Source organism: Thermoactinomyces sp. DSM 45892, assembly GCF_900107305.1.
Taxonomy (GTDB): Bacteria; Bacillota; Bacilli; order Thermoactinomycetales; family Thermoactinomycetaceae; genus Baia.
On record NZ_FNPL01000011.1, the window covers coordinates 82,034 to 108,344 of the forward strand.

The following is a 26,311-nucleotide window of genomic DNA, read 5'->3' on the forward strand; positions in this document are numbered from 1 at the left end:
ATCACCTCTTATCTCCTCCTTTTTGATTCCTTATACTTTCTTCATAATATTTTAATCTATCAATATAAAGTTGATAGATTTCATCGATTAGCTTTTGTTTCTCCTCGTCTGGGAGCTTTTTATTATAGCGGATGCCAGATAGGATATTTTGTAGGGTCTTGTTGGACTCTAATGCTTCATAAACACCTAAAGGGATTTTCTCCATTTTCTCAAATAGAATTCGCTCATCAATTTGATAGGTTTGAGCTAATTCCCGTATGAATAAATCACTAGGAACCCTTTTCCCGTTTTCGATTTGAGACATATAGGATTCTGTAACTTTGAGAGTGTCAGCTATTTGTGCCAAAGTCTTGTTTTTTTGCTTCCTTATACTCCGTAGATAATCTCTAAGTTCTTCTTGTTTAGGGGTACTAGATTCTGTATCTAAAGGGGTATCTTTTTGCTTGCTTTTATCTCTTTTAAAGAACATTTACCGTACCTCTACTAACTATTTTAGTCTATAACTTAACAACAAAGTAAAGTTATCTTAGATATGGTATCCATTCAATGGTAAATCATACCTTTGACTTGATATGTAAATTTCTGTATAAGTGTATAGGTATCTTAACAAGTTAGTTAAGTATATGTCGTACTTAACATTTATGTTAATAAAATAAGCTATTTATTAGTTTGGAGGCATTGATAATGAGCATCGACGAACTTAATAAGACTTCTCAACAAGGAGAAGAAGTCAAATCTCGAACTAAGAAAGAGATTCTTTATACGGGACTATTGTACGAAGTCATCGGTAGCATAAAGAAAGGGAGTGTAGCAAAATTGATCTCTTGCTTAAAGAAGATGCGTTAATTTACTCCCATGACTTTTCATTATCGGATTCAATCTCTTGCCTAACCCTTACTAAAACAGGTAAAAGAAGCTGTAATGTGCTTGTTGGTATGCTTTTTCCGGCGACTGTCATTGATTTTAAAATCTCAAGGATTTCTGTAAAGGCTTTTTCTTGGTCTTGTTCCCAGTTTGAGCTTTGCGATTTCAAATAGATTTTCTCTAAGGCGGTTATAAATGTTTGTAGATGTTGTGGATCTAACTGGTCATTTATAAATAATTGATTCAGTTCATGGGTGGGTACGGATATATCGGTCGTGCCATATAGGTAATCAATGGAACAGCCGAAAAAATCCGAAAAACGTTTAACCATCTCTGGAGAAGGTTTTCGCTCACCTCTTTCATACTGCCCGAGAGTATTTTGATTGATAGAAAATAAATTAGCTAAGTCTTTTCGACTAATCTCTTTCCTCATTCTCTCCTGCTTTAAGCGCTTTCCTAGAATATTCATCGTATCCCTCCTCTACTACGAAATGCGTTCATTAACTCGTATTGAGTTAATATAGATATGATTGTAACACATATTGTCTGTATTTTAGTAGCTATCAAGAAAAAACGTTGCTTTAACTCAATATGAGGTTTATAATTAATATATAACTCATATTGAGTAATGAGGTGTGAGCTTTGAACAAGAAACTAATCGGAAGTACGCTGAGGTACTTGCGAGGAAATAGAAAGCGGAAGGAGGTATCAAAAGCCGTTCAAATAAGCGTATCTGCATTATCCAGTTACGAAAATGGTAGTAGAATTCCTCTTGATGAAATTAAAGTTAGGATCGCTAACTACTATGGATTAACGGTTCAAGATGTATTTTTTAATCAGTATATAACAGAGCAAGGAGAGGATTACAAACATGGAAGTTTGCAAGGTGGAGAATACAGAATATGATGCTACCTACAAGATCGGTAATACGACAATCCACGTAGTAGCGCCTAAGATCACAGAGGAAGAAAAACAACGGCGGTTGGAAGAGATCAAGTGCACGATTATAAGTTTGCATACCAACCAACAGATAAGAAGAGAGATCGCTAGGAACACAAAAAAGCCCGCTTAGTGGTGTAAGCGAGCCGACAGGGTAACACCCTGACAAAAACAATTGTACTGACAGAATACCAAAAAAAAGAGATTTATACAACTTAATAAGCTAGACGGAGGATACTTCATGTTACTACCCACAGAAAAAACGCATCCTAAGCAGAAATTAGAAGACTATTCAGTCCTTCTCTACGGTCAACCAAAGATCGGAAAGTCGACATTTTGTAGCAGGATGGACAACCCTCTTTTCCTTGCCACGGAGCCGGGGTTAGAAGCTTTGTCATGCTATGAGGTGAAAGTTCCTGATTGGACAATCTTTGTAAAAGTATGTGCAGAACTTAGTCGTGGCAAACATCCATATCGAACAATTGTGATTGATACAATTGATAACCTTTGGAAGTGTTGCGCCGAGTTTGTGAGAGAGAAACAAGGGATTCAGCATGAGAGCGATTTAGGATTCGGGAAGGGTTGGCAGCTCGTGAAAGATGAGTTTTTTCGAGTGATACGGAAGCTCTCCCTTTTACCATATGGTCTTGTTATGACCAGTCATGTCGAGATAACTGAGATGAAAACACGTACTTCTACTATCTCGAAGGCGATTCCATCCATTCCTAAGTCAGGACGGGAGATCGTGCTAGGCATGGTAGATATTATCCTCTATGCGGAGAGTATGCGAACGAATGAGGGGGCTGTAAGAGTGATTCATACACAACCCGACGAACATTGGGAGGCAGGGGACCGCACGGAGCATGCGTTTAACCGTAAACTGCCTGCAACCCTTCCTCTTAGCTTCAAAAGGTTCGAACAGGCTTTCTATAATCATCCTGACAAAGAGCCTGATACGGAAGAAGCAGGGGGCGCAGAACATGCAGAATAGCCTACTAAATAGCCTAGACCAACTAGAAGATGAACTGGTTCAAATGAGGGATACCTTAATTCAGTTTCAATATACCGAGCAAGAGTTGAGAGACATCATAAACCATTTAGTCGAGAATATGAAATTTACAATAAGCCAAACAAGAGAGAACGTAATGGATGATAACAAATACAACGAGTCAGTGTAGAGCTGGCTCCCCTGATGGGGAGAGGAGCAGAATATGGCGGTATACAGGCATGTACGTGTGGAGTTTTGGCAGGATGGGTTTGTGCTGGATCTTACACCAGAAGAGAAATACTTTTTCCTTTATTTAATGACAAACAGTAAGACGGCGCAATGTGGAATCTATGAACTTCCTAAGCGGATCATTGAAACCGAAACAGGCTATAACCGAGAGACAGTAGACAAGCTCCTGAGAAGGTTTGAAGAGTACGGAAAGATTCGATACTGTGACGACACAAAAGAGATCTTCCTATTGAACTGGATTAAATACAACTGGGTCAATAGTCCGAAGGTGAAGGCTTGTATTTTAAAAGAGTTGAAAGAGTTGAAGAATCAAGGGTTTGTAAATGATTTTTATACCCTATGTAAACAGTATGGATACCATATCGATACTGTACCTGTAGACTATGGGGAAAAAGAAAAAGAAAAAGAAAAAGAAAAAGAAAAAGAAAAAAAGATCTCTTGTCGCAAACGAAAAAGAGTTTACGACGAAGAATCCCCTTATATGCAATTAGCAACATACTTAAAAAATAAAATCCTTGCTTGGAAGCCGAATGCAAAGATGCCTACTAATCTTTACAAGTGGACTGATGAGTTCAGATTGCTAGTGGAGATCGACAAACGAACGGAACCGGAAATATATGATGTTATCGACTTTGCGACAGCAGACAGCTTCTGGCAAGGCAATATCTTGTCAGCTAAGAAGCTTCGGTCAAATTTCGATCAGCTACAAAGCCGTATGAAGACTTGGAAGAACAAGCAAATGCCTACCCGTAGATCTCATGAGCCAGTCAGAGGGAATGTAGGCGGTGATTCATTGCCCCCTATTGTCAAGCGACTGAGAGAGCTTGAGGAGCAAAAAAGAAGAAAGCGAGAGGAAAGCCAGCAAGAGGGAAGCCAATGAGTATTAGTCCATTAGCGCCGCATGATATACGTTTAGAACAAGAGATAATAGGTACTATGCTGTTCGATCCAGTGTGTATAGCTGACGTGGTAGAGATTGTTCAACCGCAACACTTTTACTATACAAAATATCAAGGTTTAGTTAGAGAAATCTATCACCTGTGGCAGAAGGACGAGCAATATGTCAATATCGTTGAATTGGAACCCTTTTTAACAAAGCACGATCTTTCCATTAGCGACATGGTAGATATTGTAGCGAACACGATTACCACGGCAAACGTGGTATATCATGCTACCCGATTAAGGGATTTAGCTAGTTTGCGCAACTTAGTAAGGATCGGACAAGATCTTGCTAGTATGGGATATATGCGGGGTCGAGAAGAGATTAGAGAAGCTATCAATCAAGCGGAAAGGCGCATAAGCGAAGTAACGAACAGTACAGTCGAGGAAGGTACATTATCCCCTTTGTCTGATGCCCTTTTGAGGTACGCAGGTAATTTAGAAGAGAAGTATGCGGCAGGCTCTCCGATTGTTGGGATTCCTAGTGGTTTTCAGGACTTAGACCACATGTTAACAGGCTTTAAAAAGCAAGAACTTATTATTCTTGCGGCCCGTCCGAGCATGGGGAAAACGGCCCTCGCTATCGATCTAGCAATGGGAATGGCAGAGAGTGGTCACAAGACACTTTTCTTCGAACTTGAGATGAGTGAAGAATCAATCGTTAATAGGATTGTCGCTAATGGAGCGGGACTTGATAGCTCTCAATTGGGAACAGGTCTATTAAGTGACGAAGAATACGAACAATATACAAAAGCCTTGGGATACCTCTATGAGAAACTAGGAAGTACTCTATTCCTCGAAACGGCTCCAAGTATCGATATAACAACCATGAAGGCCAAAGCCCGTAAGATCAAGAAAGATCAGGGACTAGACATGATTTTCATTGATTACCTTGGATTGATGGGCACGGATCGAAATATGAACCGATATGAGGCAGTCTCTGAGAATGTAAGGGCGATTAAACAGATGGCGAGGGAATTAGATGTACCCGTCATTTGCCTCTGCCAGCTTTCGCGACAGGTAGAACAAAGAGAGGACAAGCGCCCGATGTTGTCCGATTTGAGGGAGTCGGGAGAGATAGAACAAACAGCAGACATTGTGGCATTCCTCTACCGTGACGATTATTACGATGGAGATTCGGAGAAGAAAAACATAACAGAGATCCTAGTTTCTAAACATCGCAACGGAGCCATCGGAAAGACCGAACTATTATTCGTAAAGGAACAAAGTAAATTCCTAGATCTTTCGAGAAGGGAGCATGCTTCGTGAAATGGTACGTATACGAGTTCTGCAAACAGTACTTTATGAGAACTGGACGGCTACCAGAATGGGAAATGGTATTAAGTGAGTTTCAAGAAGTGGATGTATCGGAAGTAGCCGAGGGCATGAGTGAGTTTGATTCACGTATTCAAATCCATTGTTAATAGTGAGGTTATACATATATGGGGAAAGCACAGAGGGACAAGGGAGCAAGATCAGAAAGGGAATTCGCCAAGCTCATCCAAGGAGAAAGGGTTCCGTTGTCTGGAGCCTTGGGCGGATCGTATAAAGGGGATGTGAAAGGGCTTGGCTTGCAATGGGAGTGCAAGGTGAGAGGTAGCGGTTTTAAACAGATCTATGGATGGCTGAACGGTAATGATGCATTGGCGGTTAAGGCAGATCGGCAAAAATGGTTGGCTGTTCTACCTGTTGAGACTCTTTTAAAACTACTTCATGATGCGAAGGCGAGGAGAGAGAATGGCTCTAGATCCAATAGTAAAGGCAAGGATTGAACACGATTTAAGACGATATAGGCAATGGAGAGCTAGGCTAACAGAGATTGAATATCAACTAATAGATTCTTTCTATGAAGGCTCAAACAGGAATCAGGACACCGCAAACGTGCAGAAGTCAGGTACTAGTGATCCTACCTTTCAGATTGTTTGCCAACGGATAAAGCTAGAGGCTGAGAGAGCCAATCTAAAGCGCCGTATAGAACGTATGGACAATGCTTTGTCCGCTATGAATAGAGAGCAAAAAGAGCTTGTACTGAAGCTTTATGTAGATGGCTTAGATCGAAGGAAGATAGAGTTAGAAATGAATATAGAGAAATCTACATTTTATCGAATCAAGGAAAAGGCACTTATTTTCTATGGCGAAGTAGCGGGGCACGTTCCTTCCCAATATGGAATATAGTAAAGCAGATATATCTCTTACAAATAGCATTTGGATAGTTGGAGTATGGCTGCGTCTAATGCTTTTTCTAATTTCTCATTAAGTATCCATTCTTTTTCTTCGATTACATTAATCGTGTCACGAAATATTATTTGATTAAGGATGAATAGAATCTAGTTGTTGAAATGATTATATTTTCAACAACTAGATTCTATTTTTTTGAGATAGGAAGTCATGAACAAAAACAGTCGGCTTTGAAAAAATGGGACTATGAATAGGTTGCTATTTTTATGAATATGAATATGAATATTGATGATAATGTAATTTATTATTTATAAAAGGAGTGAAAACATGTCTCAAGCCAATATACCTAATATTTCACCTAATATTTCCATTACAAGAGAAGACGCAGTGAATCTGTTATTATCATCCATTGCATTAGAGGAGCTAGGTCTTAGCCACATTATTAATGCGGAAGGAGAAAAACTCCAATACGTTCTCGGAACGCTTCCCGGAGTCTCAACATCCTTCCAACCCACCATTAGCGATTTGCTCACGATCAATAATAGTGTTCGCGATACGATTAATGTAATCGGCAAGAAAGAATGGATACTAAATGAGAAGCTAGAAAATGTATTAAACACAGACGTTACCAGAGGACCGACAGGACCCCAAGGGCCTGCGGGAGTCACGGGATCATCAGGAGGACCTCCCGGACCTCCGGGGACTACGGGACCTCAGGGGCCATCTGGTCCGGCAGGAGCAGTCGGAGCTACTGGGGGAACCGGTCCAGCAGGGGCTACGGGACCTCAAGGGCCGACGGGATCTTTTGCTACAGGGGACTTCTTATTTTTAGTTCAAGGAAACTCAGGAGCAAATGGAAATGCTCCAGTCGAATTTGGAGATACACTCAACTTCATATCGGATACATTAGAAATCACGGTAACCCCCGGTTCTGCCATCGTAAAACTAGAAGTACCTACAGGTGCAAACGGCACTACGGGTGCAACTGGACCTCAAGGTAACACAGGACCTCAAGGACCTACAGGGGCAGATGGGGCGGACGGCGCTACTGGACCTCAAGGACCTACAGGGGCAGATGGGGCGGACGGCGCTACTGGACCTCAAGGTAACACTGGGCCACAAGGACCTACCGGCGCTGGTGCTGACGGTGCTACTGGACCTCAAGGTAACACTGGGCCTCAGGGACCTACCGGTGCTGGCTCTGACGGCGCTACTGGACCTCGAGGTAACACCGGGCCTCAGGGACCTACCGGCGCCGGTTCGGATGGCGCTACGGGACCACAAGGACCGACTGGGCCACAAGGACCTACCGGTGCTGGCTCTGCTGGCGCTACAGGACCTCAAGGTAACACGGGACCAACAGGACTACCGGGCCTTGCTTCATTTCGGTATATCGGATTTGGTAGTGGTGGTAGTGGCTTCCCTGTGGCAGTGGGTGCTGTTGTTCCATTTGGATCGAATTCTCATAGTAATATTGGCACACCAGATACTCTTTTCGTTCCCGCGACTTCTTCTATATCAATTGGAACAACGGGGACCTACAGGATTGCATTTCAAGTTACTACATCTTTAGTGGGAGTTACTGCTGTAGGCGTAGCATTTAGATGGACTCCAGCTATTGATGGAACTCCTATACCTAATGCTAGGTTTCATGAATCAATTCCTGGCATAACAGGGCTGGCAACAGGTAACTGGCCAATATCAGGGGAAATCTATCGATCTCTTGTGCCTACGAATCAAATTACAATCCAAAATACTTCGACAATTACTCAAACAATATCAGGGGCCGATGTTGGCCAAATGAATGCCTATATGTCTGTAACGAGAATAAATTAGTCAGTGTTAGGTGTGTTGATTAATCAAAAAGTATATCGTGAAACCCTTCTGATTGTATTTTTCAGAAGGGTTTCGTCTATAGTCTGAGGTTGCCTAGTCGGGTACTGGTGATCCCACCTTTCAGATTGAATGTAATCATTTCTTTGTCAACGGATGAAGTTAGAGGCTGAGAGAGCCAATCCAAAGCGCTGTATAGATCGTATAGACAATGTTTTGTCAGTTATGAGCCGTGAGCAAAAGGAGCTTGTGCAGAGGCTCTATGTAGATGACTTAGATCGAAGGAAGATAGAGTTAGAAATGAGTATAGAGAAATCGACTTTTTATCGAATCAAGGAAAAGGCACTTATTATTTACGGCGAGGTAGTGGGACATATTCCTTATATGATTAAATAATGAAAAAAGTGTAGTTTTGTTATACAATATTAGAATAGGCTTCTTATCATAGCATGTAAACCGATGAGGGCAGGTATCCATCCTGTCCTTTTTCGCTGGATTGGAAGGGAGAAGATAACATCTATGCGAGACAACAAAGCTATTAAATTTGTATTCATTATGATGATTGCTTTACTAGTGGTCGGATTCGTTGGCAATGGAATGGTACATGCAGAAGGGAATTTTATCGATCAAACACCAATTAATGGAGAGTTTAAGGATGATTTAGCAGGTACATCTACAACAAAAGAGAAAGGATTCTTGGAGAAGGCAGGTGATTGGCTCTCGGATACGTGGGATTTTATTTGGGAGGGAGCTAAAGATATAGCCGCTGGAATTTGGCAAGAAATATGTGATTTGTTTGCTTTCATTGCTAGTATTGTCATGGAGTTTATTGGCTTTTTTGTAATGGGAGTTGGCGTTCTAATGACTTGGATGATGTATAAAAGGAAACGGAACGACCTTCCAGCTATGTTCCAACGCGCGGGAGAATACCTAACAGGCATAGACAGTAACAACCCACATGGAAAGTTAAGCGATGTAAAGGTAACTGATAAGCAATTGGCATATGCGGCGGATTTTGCGTATCATAACAATATTCCTGATGATGAATTAGAAAAGTTGGGTGTGGAATGGAAACTAGGACCACAAATTGATTCTATAAATGGACTTCAAGCAAAGACTTTTGTCAATGGAGAAACAAATGAAATTATTATTTCATTTAGAGGAACAGAAGGAATAGGTGACTATTTTTCAGATGCCATCTTAGCAGTAGGTCTTGATTCATATGTACCACAATCAGGAGCCGCTAAACAGTTTGTGGAACAACTAATTAATAGCCCAAAATATAAAGGATATCAATTTTCTTTAACAGGCCATTCCCTTGGCGGGTATATAGCTAATGAGGTAGGAATGACCTATCGGATACCCACAGTCGCTTTTAACGCACCCGGTAAAAACCTCTATCCTAATATAAATGCTTCACTGGCTACAGGTTATGCAGGTGGAGCGGGAACATATGCAATTAATATGAGTGATTATCGGAATCGTAGACAAGCTTATAACGAAGCCGCCGGTAACTTTGATGGCTTAATTAGGAATTATAACTCCTATGAAGACGTAGTCGGCTCGGTAGGGTACCGACCCGGAGAAACATATGTAATAGATCGAAAGGGCGAAGTTACTCATAAGAAAGGGTTGGATAATAACATCGTGAAAGGGATCGAATCAAGTATCAATAATGGAGTAACTGAAAACCATACAATGTCAAACTTCACTGGAGAAGTGGATGGAAAGCCTGTTTCTACTCCTATTACTTCCATTTACACGAAAAACAATGGAAATATAGTTCCAAGAAAATGATTGGAGGATGTGATTATATGATGGAGATACGGAGAACCAGAAGATTATGCCTAGGCTTACTAGTTGTTTTAATGCTGATAGCACTTGCTGGATGTGGTTCACCAAGAGAAGATCTATCTAAAATGACTCCAGAAGAAGAACAAAAGGTGAAGGAACAAGCAAGGCAGTATATCAAAGAAAAATATCATAAAGAGTTTGCGGTTAAAGAGATCTTCAAGAGTCGTGTCACGGGAGCCAGCTATGACGTGAGAGGTACGATTCAAGATGGAAAAAATACTCCCTTTACGGTAATGATAGAGCCGCCAAAAGAAATACGTGATACATATATTCGTAGATTATTTTCTGACGAATTAAAACTCCCTATTAAGAGGTTAGCGGAACAAATATTTGACTTGAGATTGATGGAAGATAACCTTATATGTAGCTTTAGAGATGGTATGGGAGCGAAATATACAGGGGAAATTCCTTCGGTATTTGAAGTTCTAAAGAAAGGTGATAAGGCTTTATATTTTCAAGTTAACCTTGAAGTATACGAGAAAAGCGATCAAGCTCAAAAGGAGATTTCAAACTTCCTACAATCGTTAAAAGAGATGAATTTCCATGAAGTGACGGTTGTGGTGTATGTGTACGATAATCGCTTAAAGTCAGCTCCAAAGAAAGAGGATGCAGATAAGTATTTGCTGTATAGATACAATATTACTCCCGATGATATTCAAACCATTGATATCAACAATCTAGAACCATATAAAACAAAAATCAAAGAGTAGCGATGATTGGGTCAAATCTGGGAAGTTATCGGGAATGAAGAAGGTATATAACGTGTTAAAATGATAGTATGAGAAGGTCAAAGCAAAGACATAGCTCTTTTTAGAGCGAAGGACATGACAAAACGAGTCCCATTCCTATTCTTAGGGGGACTTTTTCTATGTTATAAGGTGGGCTTTTTTGAATTACATTTTCAAGTATAAAATGAATTTTCTAATGATTGTTGCCCTCTATCAAAGTATACTTTTGATAGGAGGGGAATTACATGGAAAAGAATCGAAAAAGCATATTGGACAAGGTAGAAAAGAAGGACTTGATTTATTTATTTTTGGCTATCGACTTGATATTAATTTTAATAGCTGTTGTTGTGTGGAAGTACTCTGATGCTCAATTGTTGGTAGATCAGATTTCATTTGGCTCTAGTATTGCTTCGATTATACTAGCTGTTGTTGCTATGATTTATGCATTTTTTCAAACTCAAGAAGCATCCTCTCAAAATGCTATTGTTCAAGAGGCACTTTATAAAATAAGTAGTCAAGTGGATGAGCTAAATGCAATTAGAGATGAAATAAACTCTTTTAGATTGGAACAAGTAGCGATGAAAGAGCAAGTGGTTTCTATAGCTAACAATCTTGGTGATATAAGTGTACAAAAAGATATACCAGAATCTGCAAAGAAAGAGTTGAAGAACGTACAAGAACAACTAAAGGATGTAATAGATACTCCTGTAACAACAATCGCTACGGGAGTAGGGGCGGGGAGAGCATCAAAGTATAAACTGAGATATCAACACTATCTAGTAATGAGTAATGTAATATTCTCAATAAGTAACATTCTTCATAATATGTATGAGCGAAAAGATATACCAGACTCGATTGTGCAGGAGCTGAAGCAAGTAAAAAATCGCCTAGAACACCAGCAGAGAATGTATGGTTTTTATGAGTTTCAAGTGCCTACGCCTTTGGAGTATTTAAAGACCGATGAAGATTTGGATACGTAGACTGATGATAAGATCTTAAATAATGGTTTGTTGGGTGAGTTCTCTATTAGTGAGACTCGCTTTTTTCTATTTGTAAGGTGGTGAGTATGTGGCAAGACGAGGAAAGAAGCTAGGTGATGAGCTGAGAGAGCAGATAAAGGCTCACTATGCATCATGTGGCAATGCGAATGAGACGGCTAGACGATTCTGTGTTTCGTGGTCGACTGTCAAAAAAATAGTAGCTGCTAATCCAGATTCGTTTCACAAACTACGAGAACAGAAAAAGAAAGAGCATATAGAAAAGGCATGGTCGGTCATTCATGCTTACACGGATCACGTCGGAAACCCTGAGCTAATCCAGAAGACGAACGCACGAGATAGCGCTATCGTGATCGGGACTATCTGGGACAAGCTTAATAGAGAAATCGAGTTAGCTTACAAGGGGCAAGAAATAGAGTTAAAGCGCAAGGAGCTTGAACAGAAGAACAAAGCATCTGAAACTCCTAATGTGAAAATCTATCTGGATGCTCTACAAGGCGAAGTAAAAGGAACTTTCGATGAGTAAGGGATTTCAGTTTAAACCGTTCTCACGGAAACAGAAGCAACTACTCATGTGGTGGATGCCGGAAAGTCCATACGCTGGATTTGATGGGGTCATAGCAGAGGGGTCGATTCGTGCAGGCAAGACGATAAGCATGATCGATTCTTTTTTGATGTGGTCGCTTACTACTTTCGAGAATCAAACGTTTATCATCGGCGGTCGTAGTATTGGGGCTTTGAACCGAAACGTAGTAAAACCCCTTTTCGACATCCTGACAGCGAAGGGGATCAAATACAAATATGTTCGCTCTGGGGAAGATCGACACATCAGAATCGGGAGCAATATTTACTACCTTTTTGGGGGTTCTAACGAGAAATCACAGGACACGGTTCAGGGATTGACCGCGGCGGGGATATACTTGGATGAAGTGGCCTTGATGCCGAGGTCATTTGTCGATCAATGTGTGGGGCGGTGCTCTGTTCACGGTGCTAAATTCTTTTTTAACTGTAACCCGAAGGGGCCGAGACATTGGTTTAAAACGGACTTTATAGACCAAGCGAAGGAAAGAAAGTTTGTTCGGTTGCACTTCTTACTGGAAGATAATTTAAGTTTAGATGAATCGGTTATAAGCAGGCTAAAGCGCCAATTTAGCGGAGTTTTCTATCGTCGTAATATACTTGGCGAATGGGTAACAGCCGAGGGTGTTATTTACTCTATGTTTGATGAGGAACGGCATGTAGTGGAACAACCTCCTACAAACATCGTGAAGACGTGGATCGGGGTGGACTATGGGAACAGCAACGCTACTACATTCATGCTTTGCGGACTGGATAGTATGGGGCGATTCCATGTACTCGATGAGTATTATCACTCTGGACGGGATGGACTTAAAAAGTCCCCTAGTCAATACGTAGAAGAGTTTCAGAAATTCTATTCTCGTCACTCGTGGCCTATTGAATACATATTGATAGATCCGAGCGCACAGGCTTTTACGTTACAGTTATACAGTGAGCTACCGCCAACAGAACGCAGGAAAATAGCTCCATCCAAGAATGACGTTATACCTGGTATAGAAACGGTCGCCTCTTTGATAGAGAGTGACCGTTTTTCTGTGCAGTCAAGGTGTAAACACTTCCTAGAAGAGATCCACGCCTACACATGGGATGAAAAGGCACAGGAGAGGGGCGAAGATCGCCCGACAAAACAGCATGACCACACGTTAGATGCCGTACGCTATTGTGCTTATACGTTAAAACATCTTTGGATGCGGAGGTGATGAGTTGATCGTTAATGACATTTACAATGCCTACGGTGGTGGCTCTACGCCGTTAGATTTGTCACGAATAGGCGACAAGATGGCAGAGCATGCGGCGTGGTATAGTGGGGATACCCATACATTGAGATCGTACTATGCGGGACAATCGGGCTGGTATTGGGCGGGCAAGGAGCCTAAAAAGGCTATTCATGTACCCGTGGCCGGGGCAATCGCACAAATATCAAGTGATCTCATTATGGGTGAAGCTCCTGTTTGGTATATACAAGAGGCCAAGCAAGACGAAGATAACCCCCTTATGAAGATTGAGCAACAAAAGTTACTTGATCTTATCGAACTGAGCGATGTAAATAGTCGTCTTCTAGAAGCATTTGAGGTTGCCGCCGCTTTAGGTGGGGTATTCCTTAAACCCATTTGGGACAAGGAACTAACTGACTATCCAATTCTATCAATCACACCACCAGAAAATGCCGTACCTATATTTCGTAACGGCTTGTTGATGGGTGTGATTTTTTATAAGAGGGTAAAAGAGATTTCGCCCGGTCAAGTTCTTTGGCTGATAGAGCAATACGATCATCTAGGAAATATAAATTCCTCTACCCATCTAGGCACAGTTACAAAACTAGGAGAATCAGTTCTTTTAGATCAACACAAAGAAACGGCGTACATTCTCCCACAAGTCCATACGGGCTTTAATGGGGTTGCTTGTCGATATATCCCTAACCGTCTTCCTAATCGCTTGTTTCGTGGCTCTGGTATTGGGGCGAGTGATTACGCTGGATTAGAGACTCTATTTGATTCGCTAGACGAGGTATACGGCTCATGGTTACGAGATATCCGGTTAGCTAAATCCCGCATTCATGTACCAGAGACGATGATGGACTTTGATAATATGGGCAAAAGCTCCTTTGACACGGATCACGAGGTATACGTTAAGCTACAGGGAATAAATTCGTTTGACTTGAACAACTTGACGGCTACACAGTTTGCGATTAGATGTAATGAGCATGAGCAAACAGCCAATGATTTAATACGTCAAATTGTTACCTTAGCAGGTTACAGCTTGTCCAGTTTTGGATTAATGGGCGAACGCTCCGATGTAACCGCAACGGAGATAAGCGCACGGGAAAGAAAGTCTTTAATGACAGCAAGTAAGAAAAAGAGATTAGCTAAAAAGGCCATATTAGACACCATTCAAATCATGCGAACCATAGCGAATACGCATCTAGGGGCTAGCTATGATCTAGATACCACGATTGGATTAGATTTTGCAGACAGCATTGAAACCGACATGAACCAGCTATCGGGAGTCATAAATCAGTTGCAACAAGCTAAAGCCTTATCAATTGAAACGGCGGTAAGGTGGGTTAATCCAAGCTGGACAGATTCGCAAGTCACAGAAGAAGTGGAGCGGATACAGAAAGAAAATGGAATGAGTCTCACCGATCCCGAAGCGGTGGGCTTTTCGTCGTTTAGTCGGTCTCTCATCCCATCAGGGGAAATAGGCTCATGATAAGCGGATACGATGAACAAAGACTCTATGAAAAGGTTAGTGATCTGTATATAGATGTTCAGATCCGCTTACTGGCACAAATGAAAAAGTCTGTGGAACAGGGAATCAAATATCCAAACCGCCAAGCGGAGATAGCCAACCAGCTAGATCAAGAGTTAAGACGGATTATGAGAGAGTTAGGAGTCTTTACACCTCAAGCCGTGTATGAAGTGATAGAAAGAGCTTATGAGGTCGGAATCCAGTCAGTAGATGAGGAATTACAGCGGGCTAGGTCGCCAAATAGCCTACAAAATGCGCTGAATCGTGCCGAGAAAACTTCCTATGATTATTCATTTAACCAAGTCCACACATTGGCAGTGGAGAGTTTAGCCGGGGAGCTTGTAACGGTTCTTTCTGGTACACATGGCGTGATTCTTAACTCTTTAGGTGATCGATACCGTGAGATAGTGGCCCGTTCGTCTATGGGAGCTATAACGGGTGTAGATACCCGAAGGCAAGGAGCGCAACGTCTGCTTAATCAGCTTTCAGACAGAGGGATTACATCGTTCATTGATCGGTCGGGGCGCAATTGGGACATGTCTTCGTATACGGAGATGTCCACTAGATCAGCCGTGGCCAGAGCGCAGATCAAAGGACATGTAGACCGATTAAGTCATAACGGATACGACTTAGTAAAGATATCCTCGCATTTTGATCCATCTCCACTATGTAAGCCGTGGCAGGGTAAGGTATTTAGTATTTCTGGTAAGCATCCTAAGTACTTGTCATTGCAAACATCTATAAACAGCGGACTCTTCCATCCTAATTGTCGTCATTCGTTGTCTGCATATCAGGAAGGCGAAAAGATTAAACCCGTAGACGTTCAAGAGGGGGCATATCTTGAGAGGCAGAAACAACGTTACATTGAACGTCAGATCAGGAAGTGGAAGCAACGGGAAGCCGTAGCACTTACAAGGGAAGAACAGCAAAAGGCACGAGGTAAGGTTAGGGAATGGCAAGCGGAGATGAGGGAGTTTATACAAAGTACGGATCGGCGACGTGATTATGCGCGGGAGCAGATTGGGAAGGCTAAATGACACGAGCAACATATATAACATGCTAATTTAGTTAGCTACATATTAGTTGATTTGTCTAGTAATATGTAGTAGTTTTGATGTAAGTACGTATTGCACGTATAATGTACATGCATATCCTATTACCATTTCGCTATTTCGTAATCTGGTAATAGAAAAAAGCACAAAGCATGGTCAGATGCTCTGTGCTACAAGAAATCAGTTCCGTTTCGTTTTTTTCTGTAGCCTAATCGCTACTTTTACTCTAAGGAATGGTGTGTCTGCAATTAGAGACATTAGCCATTCTTTAATTTTGTTTCTGGGCCTTTTGATGGATGTCATGGTTATCCTCCTTTCTATAAGAGGATGCAGGACAACTAAGTCCGTGAGAAGATTATATATGTTCGGAAAATATATGACAAATGACGGTCATTATAAAGGGTTAAACTAATAGTTTAATAATTAAAGTATTAGGTAGTGTCTGAAAACTTTTGATATGGTATCCTATTCAGTAATTGTAACTACGAAGGGGATTATGCCATGAGTCAACGACGCTACGAGCTTACTGATGAACAATGGGAACAGATCAGAGATTTGTTTCCTCCATATAGAACAGGTCGACCACCCAAATTAGGAAATCGTTCCATGTTCAATGCAATTTTATGGATAGCACGTAGCGGAGCTCCGTGGAGAGATTTACCAGAACGTTATGGCTCTTGGAAAACAGTATACAGTCGTTTTTGTATATGGCGTGATAGAGGTGTGTTGTCAAATATTTTCCATGCAGTAAATGATGAAGCTGACCATGAAAATCTTAGTATAGACTCGACTAGCATCAGAGCTCACCAACACAGCGCTGGTGCTAAAAAAGGGCTTTAAATCACGAGAATAACCAGCACATTGGAGTCAGTCGTGGTGGTAAAACCACCAAAATACATACCATTGTGGATGGCTTAGGTAATCCACTTCTTTTTGAATTGACTGGTGGCAATAAGTACGACTCCCTCCCTGCTTGTGATATGCTCTCCCGTTTAGAAATTGCTGAAAGCAATATCCTTGGTGATAAAGCCTACGGCTCGCAAGTTATTAGAGAATATATTACTGCTCGCGGTGCGAGCTACACGATTCCACCAAGAGAAAACATAAAGAATTCATGGAAAGTCGATTGGTATGTGTATAAAGAACGTCATCTCGTCGAATGTTTCTTCAGTAAACTCAAGCATTTCCGGAGAGTAGCTACACGTTATGACAAGTTAGCAATCTCTTTTTTAGCATTTGTGTATGTGGCATCAGTTTTTAAATTGACTCAATGAGTCAATAAGTAGTTTTCAGACACTACCTAGTTATTTGTTAGTTTCCTTCATCATACATCGTGTACTCTAATAGCCAACAATTGGATATAGCCAATCGGCTCATTATCATATTCTACGATGTAGTTTTGCGATTAGAAGCGTATATGTGGAGTGTATGGGAGAGAATATAGAGTCCTATATCTTATCCCCAATACGCGATTTATGACGCGCCACTTTTACTCGATTTCCACAGATTTTCATCGAGCACCATTTTCTCCGTCCACTCTTATCAATGAATAATAATACACAATCGGGATTTGCGCAGAATCGAAGGTGTTTCCACTCCTCACTTGCAAGTAGTTGTAATGCATCCAATGAAGTGAGAGAGAGAAGAGAGTCAACGGGACTTCCAATGGGGATGGGGGTTAGTCTGTCTTCTATGATTTTATAGGAAAAAGGTGCTTTTTCAATTAGGCTTTCCAGATAAGATGTCCAATCTGTCTGGAACTGTTGTTCTTTTATTGCGGCTTCAAATATGTTTCGTAGGATTGAGCGGAAATGTTGCAGAGTGTGTAATACTTCGACGGAGCTATATGAATGGATTGAATGAAATGAACGAATCAAAGGTATTGCTTGAGATTTGTTCATTTGTTTGAGCCATAAATCTAATTGTTCTGTCGATGATAGTAGGTCATGGCGAGTCCCCCACCGTACTACCTCTGTATTTACTAAATCAAGAGAGATGTGCCTAGAGATGAGCGGAAATGTCTCTTCCATTTTGAAAGCCCCCTTTGCAAGCTAATAACTAACCCTATAATATAATATTGACAAGTTAGTTACAACCAAATAAACTAACCTATATAAACTATTTTAATAGGTTAGTTATAGGAGGATTACAAAATGATTAAACCCCCGTTTACGTATGAAATGGCACTAGCTAAAGTGAAGTCAGCTGAAGATGTGTGGAATACATGTGATCCGGATCTTGTCGTAAAGGCTTATACACCTGATTCGGAGTGGAGAAATAGAGCGGAGTTTTTTGTAGGAAGAGATGCGATTCGTGAGTTCTTACAACGCAAGTGGTCGAGGGAGCTTCATTACCGCTTAATGAAGGAACTATGGTGTTACAGGAACGATCGTATTTCCGTAAGGTTTGAATACGAGTGGGTAGATAAAGATACAGGAAGGTGGATGAGAACACATGGAAATGAACATTGGGAGTTTGATGAAAAAGGCTTGATGAAGAGGAGAGATATGAGCGCAAATGACTACCCGATTGATGAGTCGGAGCGGCGATACTAAGGATTCCTTCTTGCGCATCTATTAAACATTTGGCAGAGTTAAAATGAACAAAGAGAAAAGCGAAAAACATATAAACACACTAGGTAGTGTCTGAAAACTTTTGATATGGTATCCTATTCAGTAATTGTAACTACGAAGGGGATTATGCCATGAGTCAACGACGCTACGAGCTTACTGATGAACAATGGGAACAGATCAGAGATTTGTTTCCTCCATATAGAACAGGTCGACCACCCAAATTAGGAAATCGTTCCATGTTCAATGCAATTTTATGGATAGCACGTAGCGGAGCTCCGTGGAGAGATTTACCAGAACGTTATGGCTCTTGGAAAACAGTATACAGTCGTTTTTGTATATGGCGTGATAGAGGTGTGTTGTCAAATATTTTCCATGCAGTAAATGATGAAGCTGACCATGAAAATCTTAGTATAGACTCGACTAGCATCAGAGCTCACCAACACAGCGCTGGTGCTAAAAAAGGGCTTTAAATCACGAGAATAACCAGCACATTGGAGTCAGTCGTGGTGGTAAAACCACCAAAATACATACCATTGTGGATGGCTTAGGTAATCCACTTCTTTTTGAATTGACTGGTGGCAATAAGTACGACTCCCTCCCTGCTTGTGATATGCTCTCCCGTTTAGAAATTGCTGAAATCAATATCCTTGGTGATAAAGCCTACGGCTCGCAAGTTATTAGAGAATATATTACTGCTCGCGGTGCGAGCTACACGATTCCACCAAGAGAAAACATAAAGAATTCATGGAAAGTCGATTGGTATGTGTATAAAGAACGTCATCTCGTCGAATGTTTCTTCAGTAAACTCAAGCATTTCCGGAGAGTAGCTACACGTTATGACAAGTTAGCAATCTCTTTTTTAGCATTTGTGTATGTGGCATCAGTTTTTAAATTGACTCAATGAGTCAATAAGTAGTTTTCAGACACTACCTAGTTTAATTTTGTTTAATTTTAGGGTTCAAATTTAAATTAGATTTATATTTAAGTCAGTAATAATGCGGGCTTTGATAATTATGTCTATTTTGTGTCTTTTTTATTTAATAATTAAAGGAGTGTTCCGATGGATACCCAAGAGCAGAGTAAACAAGAGAACCAACAATTAAATACCTATGATGAAAAATATATTAAATCGCTTCGTGACGAGACTAAAAAGTATAAAGATCAAGTAAAGGACATTCAAAAACAGTTCGATGGGTTCAAACAAAGCATTCATTCCCAACTAGGTTTAAAAACAGATAGCGACCTAGAGCAACATATTCAGCAATGGAAAGAGAAGGCAAATGAGAGCCTACTAAAAGCAGAAGTAAAGTCGATAGCAACCGATTTAGGTATAGTAGATTCAGATGCGGCATTCGCTCTGATGGATCGGGAAGGATTGGAGATTGCCGAGGATGGGAGTGTAAAAGGTGTTAGAGAAGTCCTTGATGTATTGGTTCAATCTAAGCCGTACCTAGTGAAACAGGTGGATCAAGGGGAAGTAATGGCACCCACAAAAGGCGGACAAGCTTTCCAAGAAGGCGGAAACAAGAGGATAACCCGTGAAGATCTCAAGAGGATGAAGCCCGAAGAGGTAAATCAAGCGTTGGCATCTGGTGAACTTAATCATCTATTAAACCGATAGAGACCAAGCAGTTATAGTGTAGCTGTTTTGGTCTTTTTATTTTACTCAAATAGGAGCGATATACATGGCAATCGATAATTTTATTCCTGAAATATGGTCAGCGCAGTTATTGGAAAATTTACGGAAAAATCTTGTATATGGAAGCGTAGTAAATACTGATTATGAGGGCGAAATAACCAAGTATGGAGACACCGTCCATATCCAGAATATAGGATCAATCAACATCTTTGACTACACGAAAAATACGGACATGTCCAGCCCGCAGATGTTGAACGATGGAACTAGGGCACTTGTCATTAACCAAGCAAAAGCGTTCAACTTCCAAGTCGACGACATTGACAAAGCCCAACAGAACCCTAAGATTATGCAAAAGGCAATGGAGGAGGCATCCTATGCACTCGCCGATGTGAAAGATCGCTTTATTGCTAGTAGCTATGTTGATGCAGGAAGCCAAATAGGGGACGATACAAAGCCTATTGTGCCTACTAGTGAGAATGCTTATGACCACTTAGTAGACTTAGCCGTAGTGCTTTCAGAGAACGACATCCCTCGTACAAATCGGTGGGTAGTTATCCCTGAATGGTTCCACGGGCTTCTATTGAAAGATGATCGCTTTGTTAAATCTACACCGCTTGGAGATAACGTTCTCTTAAATGGTCTTGTAGGTCGGGCGGCGGGCTTTAATGTGTTCACCTCGAACAACGTCCCAAGTACAGGAGGGGCGCAATATAAAGTAATTGCGGGGCATCCTAGCGCCATAACATTTGCCCAACAGCTCACCAATTTAGAAGCGTACAGACCAGAGAAGCGCTTTGCAGATGCTGTGAAAGGATTAGCTTTATATGGAGCTAAAGCGATTAAGCCCAAGGCGCTAGCCGTTTTGACAGCAAACAAAACAATTGTAAAGTAGTTTGTTGAACAAACAAAATCCTACTATATGGAGATGTAACCGCATAGGAGGAATAGATTATGATATCTGTATCAATAGAGGACTTAGAGGGCTATTCAGGAAAGAGTTTTCTGAACGCAGCGAGCTTAATTAAAAAAGCTTTGGAGTCCGTTTCTTTGCTAGTTACTCAAGATCTATCTAGTCTGACGGAGACACAAAAGGAAGCTTTAAAAGTTGCCGTTCTATCCCAAGCATCGTACATGTCTCAACTACAAGATGGTTTTGATGTAGCTGTGAACGTGGCTGGATCTGTTAACGTTGGAAATTTCTCTTTCTCTTCTGGATCGGAGGAAAGAGGGGCGATGATGCCGTACAATCCAAGTGCAATAAGATCCCTCATGAAAGCAGGGTTACTCACTACCAAGGTGACAAGCAAATGATATTCTCTTTTCTCCTAGTTCATGAAGTACAAGTGAAATCCCTTATAGGACATAATGCTTATGGATCTTCGTATGGTGAATCTTTTACCGCTCAATGTCGAATCGAACCCTATAACCAAATAGTAAGAGATGAGAAGGGCACGGATAATGTACCAAGATATCGGGCTTTTTTTGATGCCTCTGTACGGATTTTTATAGGCTCTTCTGTCTTCTATCAGAGCAAAGAATACAAGGTAATAAGTGTGGCTGAACAATATGGATTTGGCTTTTCACATGTGGAGGTGTTATTACAATGAGTTACCGATTTAAACCTAATAGAGTGGGCTTATCCCGTTTTCGTAATGCACTATTTAGTGGAGTCATAGCGGGGACGGAAAAAATGCTCTCACTATCAAATGAAAATGTGCCACTTGACGAAGGGACGCTCCTTCGGTCGGGTGTCGCCTCGTTTAGTGAGTCTAAATTATCGGGATGCGTGTCCTATAACACTCCTTATGCTAGACGGCTTCATGAGCATCCAGAGTATCGCTTCCAGCAAGGCAGAAAGGGAAAGTGGCTAGAAGACACAACCAAGCAAAAGCAGAACGAGATAGTAAAGACAGTCCAACAAACGATTAAAGGGAATGTTTGAACATGACAATCTTAGAGCAAATAGCCCGATTCCTTCAAGCAAAGGAGTTGGGTTTTTTTGATGCAGACGGCACGAAAGGAACCATCTTTATACACTCAATGCCATCTGATCCACACAATGCAATTGCTATCTACGCAACAGGTGGCGGACTCTCTGAATTGATGGATCAGGATGGAGATGTGATCCGCCGAGATGTTCAGATCTTGGTAAGAGGACTAAACAGCAAAGAAACCTTTGAGCGTACTTATCGAGTCTATCGAACATTACACAACTTTTGTGGTTACTTGGTCACAAATGGCAATTACGTTTCATCTTTGTTCAGCTATCCACCGAGTGGAATCGGGACGGATCAGAACGGACGATATGAATTTACTATCAATCTCTCACTACGAATGGAGGAATTAAGCAATGGCTAAAGAGGTGGTAGCGTCAAAGTTTCTCTTTTCTATTGAAAATAAAAAAGCCGATGCTTCTAGGTGGTTAAAGCTAAACGGCATTACATCCTTTAAGTTTGGAGGAGAGGATGAAACGGCCGAAACAAATAGCTTTTCCAAACAAGGATATAAGGGGCAAATGGTGGTACAACGGGGCTGGAAGCTGGAATTTGAATCCAATTATCTAGAGGACATTACCACAGGGGAACGAGATCCGGGACAAGCTTATATAGATCAGTTAGCGCAGGAGTTAGGACAAGAAGCACAATCTAGACTCAAGATGGTTGCACCCTCTCGAAAACACGGTTTTTACATCTTGGGTACTCCTTCTATTTCCGATATGGGTGGAGGGGTTACGGATGTTATGACATGGAACTTCTCATGGGTGATTGATGGGAAGATCGAAGAGTTTACACCGACGGAAGCCGATTTAACCGAATTTAACTAGGAGGGCTATTAATGGCATTTATCGACTTTGACCAGTTCTTAAAGGAACAAAACCACGAAACAATTAAGATCCAAGTAGGAGGGGAGACTTACGAAATTCCAGCCGCCCCCCGTGCGGATCTTATGCTTAAAATAATCGCTGTAGAACAACAGAAAGGAATGTCAGGAGAGTTAAGCACACAGGAGACTGTGGACATGCTGAAAGGTGTGTTTTCTCCCGAAGTATTAGAAGAGATTTCCTGCAAGCTCACCTTTGAACAGCTTACACAATTGTTACGTCTCGTGATTGAGGAACAGTCAAAAGGCATGACAGACGGAGCTGAAAATAAAGACATGGGAAAGCAAAAGGAGGGAGAGGTCAAGACTTTTTATACTTCTCCATCAAACAATGGCATCTCGTAGAAGCTGACTTTCAACGAGAATACAAAATCAATCTACTGGATGAGCTTAAAGAGATTTCATTTCGTCATTTTCTTGTGTTGCTTATGGGCCTTAGCCCTGAAAGCCGAACTATACAAGCTTATAGCAATCAGACAGAGAGAATAGAAGATCCAGAAGAAGCGGAACAAGAAGTATTAAAGTTTGTGAGGGGAGGTGGATAGATGGCTTTACAAGTCGGGGAGCTTTACGCAACTCTAAAGATTGATGATAAAGGGGTTAACACACAACTAGGAGGACTAGGTTCCCGATTCGGTCAGTTGGGTTCACTTGCAAGTGGAGCAATGGCGGCGGCAGGGGCGGCAATAGCTGGAGCGGTTGCGGCAGGTGTCGTCGCTATGGGAGCGGCACTCAAACAAGGAATTCAGTACAATGCGATGCTGGAACAGTCGGCTATATCATGGGAGACGTTAACCAAATCACAAGAGAAGGCGAAATTTATTATGTCCGAATTGCAATCGTTGGCGGCAAAAACGCCCTTTGAGTTTGAGGGATTGGACAAGTCCGCTAAACTCCTTCATATGGCTGGATTCGAGGGAAAGAACCTTATCGATACATTGCGGATCGTAGGGGATTCTGTATCGGCCGTGGGCGGCGGCCAAGAAGAGTTAGAAGGCGTTTCAATGGCATTGTTCCAGATGGGAGCCAAGGGGAAGATCTCAGCCGAGGAAATGAACCAATTAGCCGAACGAGGCATACCAAGTTGGAAGTTGTTAGCCGATTCGATGGGACTAAGCGTAGCGGAAGTGATGAAACTCTCTGAACAAGGGAAACTCATGGCATCCGATGCCTTGCCTAAAATTATACAAGGTATGGATCGAAGCTTTGGCGGAGCGATGCAGAAGCAAGCGGGGACGTTTAACGGACTCATGGCGAATCTAAAAGATACCTTTCTCCAGACGGCGGCGGAGCTGTCTAAGCCTCTGTTTGATGGTATCAAGGAGGCTTTACCCTTTGTAATTGAGATGATTAAACAAATCCCTATGTACCTTCAACAAGTCGGCTCCCTGTTTACGAGTGTAGGCGGGCAAGCTAGTACCTTTCTAGCTCCTGTAATTGAAGTAATTCAGTCACTTGTTCAAGATGCAGTCCACTTCATGATCAGTCTAGGTCAACAGCTACAAGCTTTTTGGCAACAAAACGGAGCTGTGATTATGCAGGCTTTGCAAAATATATGGGCGTTCCTGCAACCGTTTGTACAACAGATGGTAGACGTGTTGGGCGTAGTTCTACCCGCTCTGTGGCAGACGTTGAAAACAGTAATACAAACGGCTGTCACCCAAATCCTGAATATCATTCAATTGTTTTCGGGTATCTTTACGGGTAATTGGTCGAAGGCTTGGGAGGCGGCGAAAAACATTGTTTCCACGGCCGTGTCTGCAATATGGAATCTCGTTTCTACATGGGTTAGCAGTCTGTTTAGCATTTTGGGAATTGGATTAAGCCGGATGGTTCAACCGTTTGTGACTATGACAAGCTCAACCCTTTCTGTAGTCAAGGGTTGGATATCCTCATTGGTTAGTTTTGGAGGTAGCTTGGTGAATAGTTTCATGTCAGCGATTCGGCCAATTGTTCAGTTAGTGGCTACTGTTTTTCAAACGCTTTCTACTAAGATCCTTCAACCGCTCAAAAGCATCAACCTGTATGAGATTGGCCGGAATATTATCCAAGGCTTGATTAATGGTCTTAGTGCGATGGTGGGTTCACTTATGAATAAAGCCGCCTCTATAGCTAATGGCATTAAGAATAAGATTAAAAGCGCACTCGACATTCACTCACCGTCTAGAGTGACATTTCAGTTAGGGCAATTTGTAGGTCAGGGATTAGCCCTTGGTATGGAACGTTCAATAAATAATGTTACAAAACATGCTGACAGGCTAGCAATGGCCGCCAAGCCGAATATATCGGCGACTTCTAATCCTTCTGCCGTCTCCTCCACCAGAAACAACCACTATACATTTCATATAGAGGGGAACGGATCTCAACTCACAGAGAAAACAATCTCTAATGAATTGATCCGGTTGAATTGGTTGTATGGTTGAGCGGGTTATTTGGATATCGGCGGAGGGACAGGAACAAGAGTTAACTAATCAGGTTTGGGTGGATGTGGCGGGCTTACGGGGCTTTGATATGGCCTCTTTTGATTATGTAGAAAGCGAAATCCTATTCGATTATGGAACACAACTAAAACGAGTGAAAACGCCCCCTCGTGAAATGGATATAGATCTGATTGTATACGGTAAGAATAGGGGCGATTTATACCAGAATTTGCGACGGCTGCGTTCGATGTTGAACAGCTATAGAGGAATAGGGAAGCTGAAAGTAGTTACTTCTGATGGATTAGAACGGTTCCTTCATTGTGTATATGCAAAAGGGATGGAAGGAGAACTTTCTATCGAAATGGCATCGTTTCGCAAAATGACGTTGACGTTTCGGGCTTTCGATCCTTTTTTCTATTCAACTTCAATCTTCTCGAACTCCTTTCAAATGGACAGTATACCGCCTCAATGGTTCCCGATTCTTCCGTTACGTTTAGGGAGCGAGGCCATTTCTGGAGAGATTACGATACTAAATGCGGGAGATATTGAAACTTACCCTATTTGGAAAATAATCGGTCAGGGGGAGAACCCGAAAATCAAAAACCTTACGACTGGATCGACTATCAGTTTTAACGATGTGTCCTTAAGGCAAGGCCAATATATCACCATTGATACGAAACAGCGGTTAATCGAAAAAGACGACGGGACAAGCCTTTATCCGTTTCTCGATTATGGTTCTACCTTTTGGAAATTAGTTAGAGGATCGAATATTATCCGTGTAGAGATGTCAGAGGCGACTCCAGCATCTAAAATAGAAATTTCTTACCAAGAACGTTACTTAGGAGCTTGA

34 protein-coding genes are annotated in these 26,311 nt (G+C 41.6%); 31 read left to right on the forward strand and 3 right to left on the reverse strand.

Annotated features, from left to right (window positions below):
* Position 1 precedes the first annotated feature (1 nt).
* Entirely contained in the window at positions 2-469 is a 468-nt protein-coding gene (locus tag BLU58_RS10320; protein WP_093292131.1) for a helix-turn-helix domain-containing protein, read from the reverse strand.
* Positions 470-684: 215 nt separating this feature from the next.
* Here BLU58_RS10320 and BLU58_RS16445 point away from each other — a divergent pair, with 215 nt between their 5' ends.
* Positions 685-846: a hypothetical protein gene (locus tag BLU58_RS16445; RefSeq protein ID WP_176786611.1), complete on the forward strand. Its 162-nt coding sequence runs from the start codon at positions 685-687 to the stop codon at positions 844-846.
* Position 847: 1 nt separating this feature from the next.
* Here BLU58_RS16445 and BLU58_RS10325 read toward each other — a convergent pair whose 3' ends face one another.
* Positions 848-1,333 (reverse strand): helix-turn-helix domain-containing protein, encoded by a 486-nt coding sequence (locus BLU58_RS10325; protein WP_093292132.1) that lies wholly within the window; start codon positions 1,331-1,333, stop codon positions 848-850.
* A 173-nt stretch (positions 1,334-1,506) separates the two neighbouring features.
* Between BLU58_RS10325 and BLU58_RS10330 the strand changes: the two genes are divergently transcribed.
* The 18 genes from BLU58_RS10330 (at position 1,507) to BLU58_RS10415 (ending at position 17,223) form a co-directional block, all read left to right on the forward strand.
* Positions 1,507-1,770, forward strand: coding sequence for a helix-turn-helix transcriptional regulator (locus tag BLU58_RS10330; protein WP_093292133.1), 264 nt, complete (start codon positions 1,507-1,509; stop codon positions 1,768-1,770).
* Between the two features lie 274 nt (positions 1,771-2,044).
* Positions 2,045-2,794, forward strand: coding sequence for an ATP-binding protein (locus BLU58_RS10340; RefSeq protein ID WP_093292135.1), 750 nt, complete (start codon positions 2,045-2,047; stop codon positions 2,792-2,794).
* Entirely contained in the window at positions 2,784-2,981 is a 198-nt protein-coding gene (locus BLU58_RS10345) for a hypothetical protein (RefSeq protein ID WP_093292136.1), read from the forward strand. Before BLU58_RS10340 ends, BLU58_RS10345 begins: the two co-directional genes overlap by 11 nt.
* A gap of 33 nt (positions 2,982-3,014) precedes the next feature.
* On the forward strand, positions 3,015-3,920 hold the full coding sequence (locus BLU58_RS16450) for a hypothetical protein (RefSeq protein ID WP_176786612.1): 906 nt from the start codon (positions 3,015-3,017) through the stop codon (positions 3,918-3,920).
* A complete protein-coding gene (gene dnaB / locus BLU58_RS10355; protein ID WP_093292137.1) occupies positions 3,917-5,248 on the forward strand; it encodes a replicative DNA helicase in 1,332 nt (443 codons plus the stop codon). Before BLU58_RS16450 ends, dnaB begins: the two co-directional genes overlap by 4 nt.
* On the forward strand, positions 5,245-5,403 hold the full coding sequence (locus tag BLU58_RS16455; protein ID WP_176786613.1) for a hypothetical protein: 159 nt from the start codon (positions 5,245-5,247) through the stop codon (positions 5,401-5,403). The genes dnaB and BLU58_RS16455 overlap by 4 nt, the downstream gene beginning before the upstream one ends.
* Positions 5,404-5,421: 18 nt before the next feature.
* Positions 5,422-5,751, forward strand: a complete 330-nt coding sequence (locus tag BLU58_RS10360; RefSeq protein ID WP_093292138.1) for a hypothetical protein — start codon at positions 5,422-5,424, stop codon at positions 5,749-5,751.
* Positions 5,717-6,154 carry a DUF1492 domain-containing protein gene (locus tag BLU58_RS10365; RefSeq protein WP_093292139.1) on the forward strand — a complete coding sequence of 146 codons (438 nt, stop codon included), beginning with the start codon at positions 5,717-5,719 and terminating at the stop codon, positions 6,152-6,154. Before BLU58_RS10360 ends, BLU58_RS10365 begins: the two co-directional genes overlap by 35 nt.
* A gap of 330 nt (positions 6,155-6,484) precedes the next feature.
* Entirely contained in the window at positions 6,485-7,993 is a 1,509-nt protein-coding gene (locus BLU58_RS17185) for an alpha-helical endospore appendage domain-containing protein (protein ID WP_093292140.1), read from the forward strand.
* Positions 7,994-8,215: 222 nt separating this feature from the next.
* Entirely contained in the window at positions 8,216-8,386 is a 171-nt protein-coding gene (locus BLU58_RS16460; protein WP_176786614.1) for a hypothetical protein, read from the forward strand.
* Positions 8,387-8,509: 123 nt separating this feature from the next.
* Positions 8,510-9,787: a Tle-like phospholipase domain-containing protein gene (locus tag BLU58_RS10380; protein WP_093292142.1), complete on the forward strand. Its 1,278-nt coding sequence runs from the start codon at positions 8,510-8,512 to the stop codon at positions 9,785-9,787.
* Positions 9,788-9,804: 17 nt separating this feature from the next.
* Positions 9,805-10,554, forward strand: coding sequence for a hypothetical protein (locus BLU58_RS10385; RefSeq protein ID WP_093292143.1), 750 nt, complete (start codon positions 9,805-9,807; stop codon positions 10,552-10,554).
* 263 nt (positions 10,555-10,817) lie between these two features.
* A complete protein-coding gene (locus BLU58_RS10390) occupies positions 10,818-11,552 on the forward strand; it encodes a hypothetical protein (RefSeq protein ID WP_093292144.1) in 735 nt (244 codons plus the stop codon).
* Positions 11,553-11,640: 88 nt separating this feature from the next.
* The gene (locus BLU58_RS10395; protein ID WP_093292145.1) at positions 11,641-12,096 is read left to right on the forward strand and encodes a hypothetical protein; all 456 of its coding nucleotides are present in this window, start codon (positions 11,641-11,643) and stop codon (positions 12,094-12,096) included.
* On the forward strand, positions 12,089-13,348 hold the full coding sequence (locus BLU58_RS10400; protein ID WP_093292146.1) for a PBSX family phage terminase large subunit: 1,260 nt from the start codon (positions 12,089-12,091) through the stop codon (positions 13,346-13,348). The genes BLU58_RS10395 and BLU58_RS10400 overlap by 8 nt, the downstream gene beginning before the upstream one ends.
* 4 nt (positions 13,349-13,352) lie before the next feature.
* Positions 13,353-14,858 (forward strand): phage portal protein, encoded by a 1,506-nt coding sequence (locus BLU58_RS10405; RefSeq protein WP_093292147.1) that lies wholly within the window; start codon positions 13,353-13,355, stop codon positions 14,856-14,858.
* The gene (locus tag BLU58_RS10410) at positions 14,855-15,934 is read left to right on the forward strand and encodes a phage minor capsid protein (protein ID WP_093292148.1); all 1,080 of its coding nucleotides are present in this window, start codon (positions 14,855-14,857) and stop codon (positions 15,932-15,934) included. Before BLU58_RS10405 ends, BLU58_RS10410 begins: the two co-directional genes overlap by 4 nt.
* A 516-nt stretch (positions 15,935-16,450) precedes the next feature.
* Positions 16,451-17,223 (forward strand): IS5 family transposase gene (locus tag BLU58_RS10415; protein ID WP_093292149.1). Its coding sequence is split into 2 segments (ribosomal slippage): positions 16,451-16,781 and positions 16,781-17,223, totalling 774 coding nucleotides; the frame shifts between segments, so codons are not numbered across the junction.
* A gap of 174 nt (positions 17,224-17,397) precedes the next feature.
* Here BLU58_RS10415 and BLU58_RS10420 read toward each other — a convergent pair.
* Positions 17,398-17,979, reverse strand: coding sequence for a CGNR zinc finger domain-containing protein (locus BLU58_RS10420; RefSeq protein WP_093292150.1), 582 nt, complete (start codon positions 17,977-17,979; stop codon positions 17,398-17,400).
* A gap of 123 nt (positions 17,980-18,102) precedes the next feature.
* On the opposite strand from BLU58_RS10420, the gene BLU58_RS10425 reads away from it, so the two are divergent.
* The 12 genes from BLU58_RS10425 to BLU58_RS10480 all read left to right on the forward strand — a co-directional run bounded on the left by BLU58_RS10425 (position 18,103) and on the right by BLU58_RS10480 (position 26,311).
* Positions 18,103-18,504, forward strand: coding sequence for a nuclear transport factor 2 family protein (locus BLU58_RS10425; protein WP_093292151.1), 402 nt, complete (start codon positions 18,103-18,105; stop codon positions 18,502-18,504).
* Between the two features lie 149 nt (positions 18,505-18,653).
* A protein-coding gene (locus tag BLU58_RS10430) for an IS5 family transposase (protein ID WP_093292152.1) occupies positions 18,654-19,426 on the forward strand; the annotation gives its coding sequence in 2 pieces (ribosomal slippage) (positions 18,654-18,984 and positions 18,984-19,426; 774 coding nt in all).
* A gap of 156 nt (positions 19,427-19,582) precedes the next feature.
* The gene (locus tag BLU58_RS10435) at positions 19,583-20,143 is read left to right on the forward strand and encodes a phage scaffolding protein (protein WP_093292153.1); all 561 of its coding nucleotides are present in this window, start codon (positions 19,583-19,585) and stop codon (positions 20,141-20,143) included.
* A gap of 64 nt (positions 20,144-20,207) precedes the next feature.
* Positions 20,208-21,053: a phage capsid protein gene (locus tag BLU58_RS10440; RefSeq protein ID WP_093292154.1), complete on the forward strand. Its 846-nt coding sequence runs from the start codon at positions 20,208-20,210 to the stop codon at positions 21,051-21,053.
* Between the two features lie 59 nt (positions 21,054-21,112).
* Positions 21,113-21,472 carry a hypothetical protein gene (locus tag BLU58_RS10445; protein WP_093292155.1) on the forward strand — a complete coding sequence of 120 codons (360 nt, stop codon included), beginning with the start codon at positions 21,113-21,115 and terminating at the stop codon, positions 21,470-21,472.
* Complete coding sequence (locus BLU58_RS10450) at positions 21,469-21,768, forward strand: hypothetical protein (protein WP_093292156.1); 300 nt, start codon at positions 21,469-21,471, stop codon at positions 21,766-21,768. The genes BLU58_RS10445 and BLU58_RS10450 overlap by 4 nt, the downstream gene beginning before the upstream one ends.
* Complete coding sequence (locus tag BLU58_RS10455; protein ID WP_093292157.1) at positions 21,765-22,103, forward strand: hypothetical protein; 339 nt, start codon at positions 21,765-21,767, stop codon at positions 22,101-22,103. Before BLU58_RS10450 ends, BLU58_RS10455 begins: the two co-directional genes overlap by 4 nt.
* 2 nt (positions 22,104-22,105) lie before the next feature.
* A complete protein-coding gene (locus BLU58_RS10460; protein ID WP_093292158.1) occupies positions 22,106-22,519 on the forward strand; it encodes a minor capsid protein in 414 nt (137 codons plus the stop codon).
* Positions 22,512-22,985, forward strand: coding sequence for a phage tail tube protein (locus BLU58_RS10465; RefSeq protein WP_093292159.1), 474 nt, complete (start codon positions 22,512-22,514; stop codon positions 22,983-22,985). Before BLU58_RS10460 ends, BLU58_RS10465 begins: the two co-directional genes overlap by 8 nt.
* 11 nt (positions 22,986-22,996) lie before the next feature.
* Positions 22,997-23,386, forward strand: a complete 390-nt coding sequence (locus BLU58_RS10470) for a hypothetical protein (protein WP_093292160.1) — start codon at positions 22,997-22,999, stop codon at positions 23,384-23,386.
* 200 nt (positions 23,387-23,586) lie between these two features.
* On the forward strand, positions 23,587-25,464 hold the full coding sequence (locus BLU58_RS10475) for a tape measure protein (RefSeq protein ID WP_093292161.1): 1,878 nt from the start codon (positions 23,587-23,589) through the stop codon (positions 25,462-25,464).
* Positions 25,457-26,311: a phage distal tail protein gene (locus BLU58_RS10480; protein WP_093292162.1), complete on the forward strand. Its 855-nt coding sequence runs from the start codon at positions 25,457-25,459 to the stop codon at positions 26,309-26,311. The genes BLU58_RS10475 and BLU58_RS10480 overlap by 8 nt, the downstream gene beginning before the upstream one ends.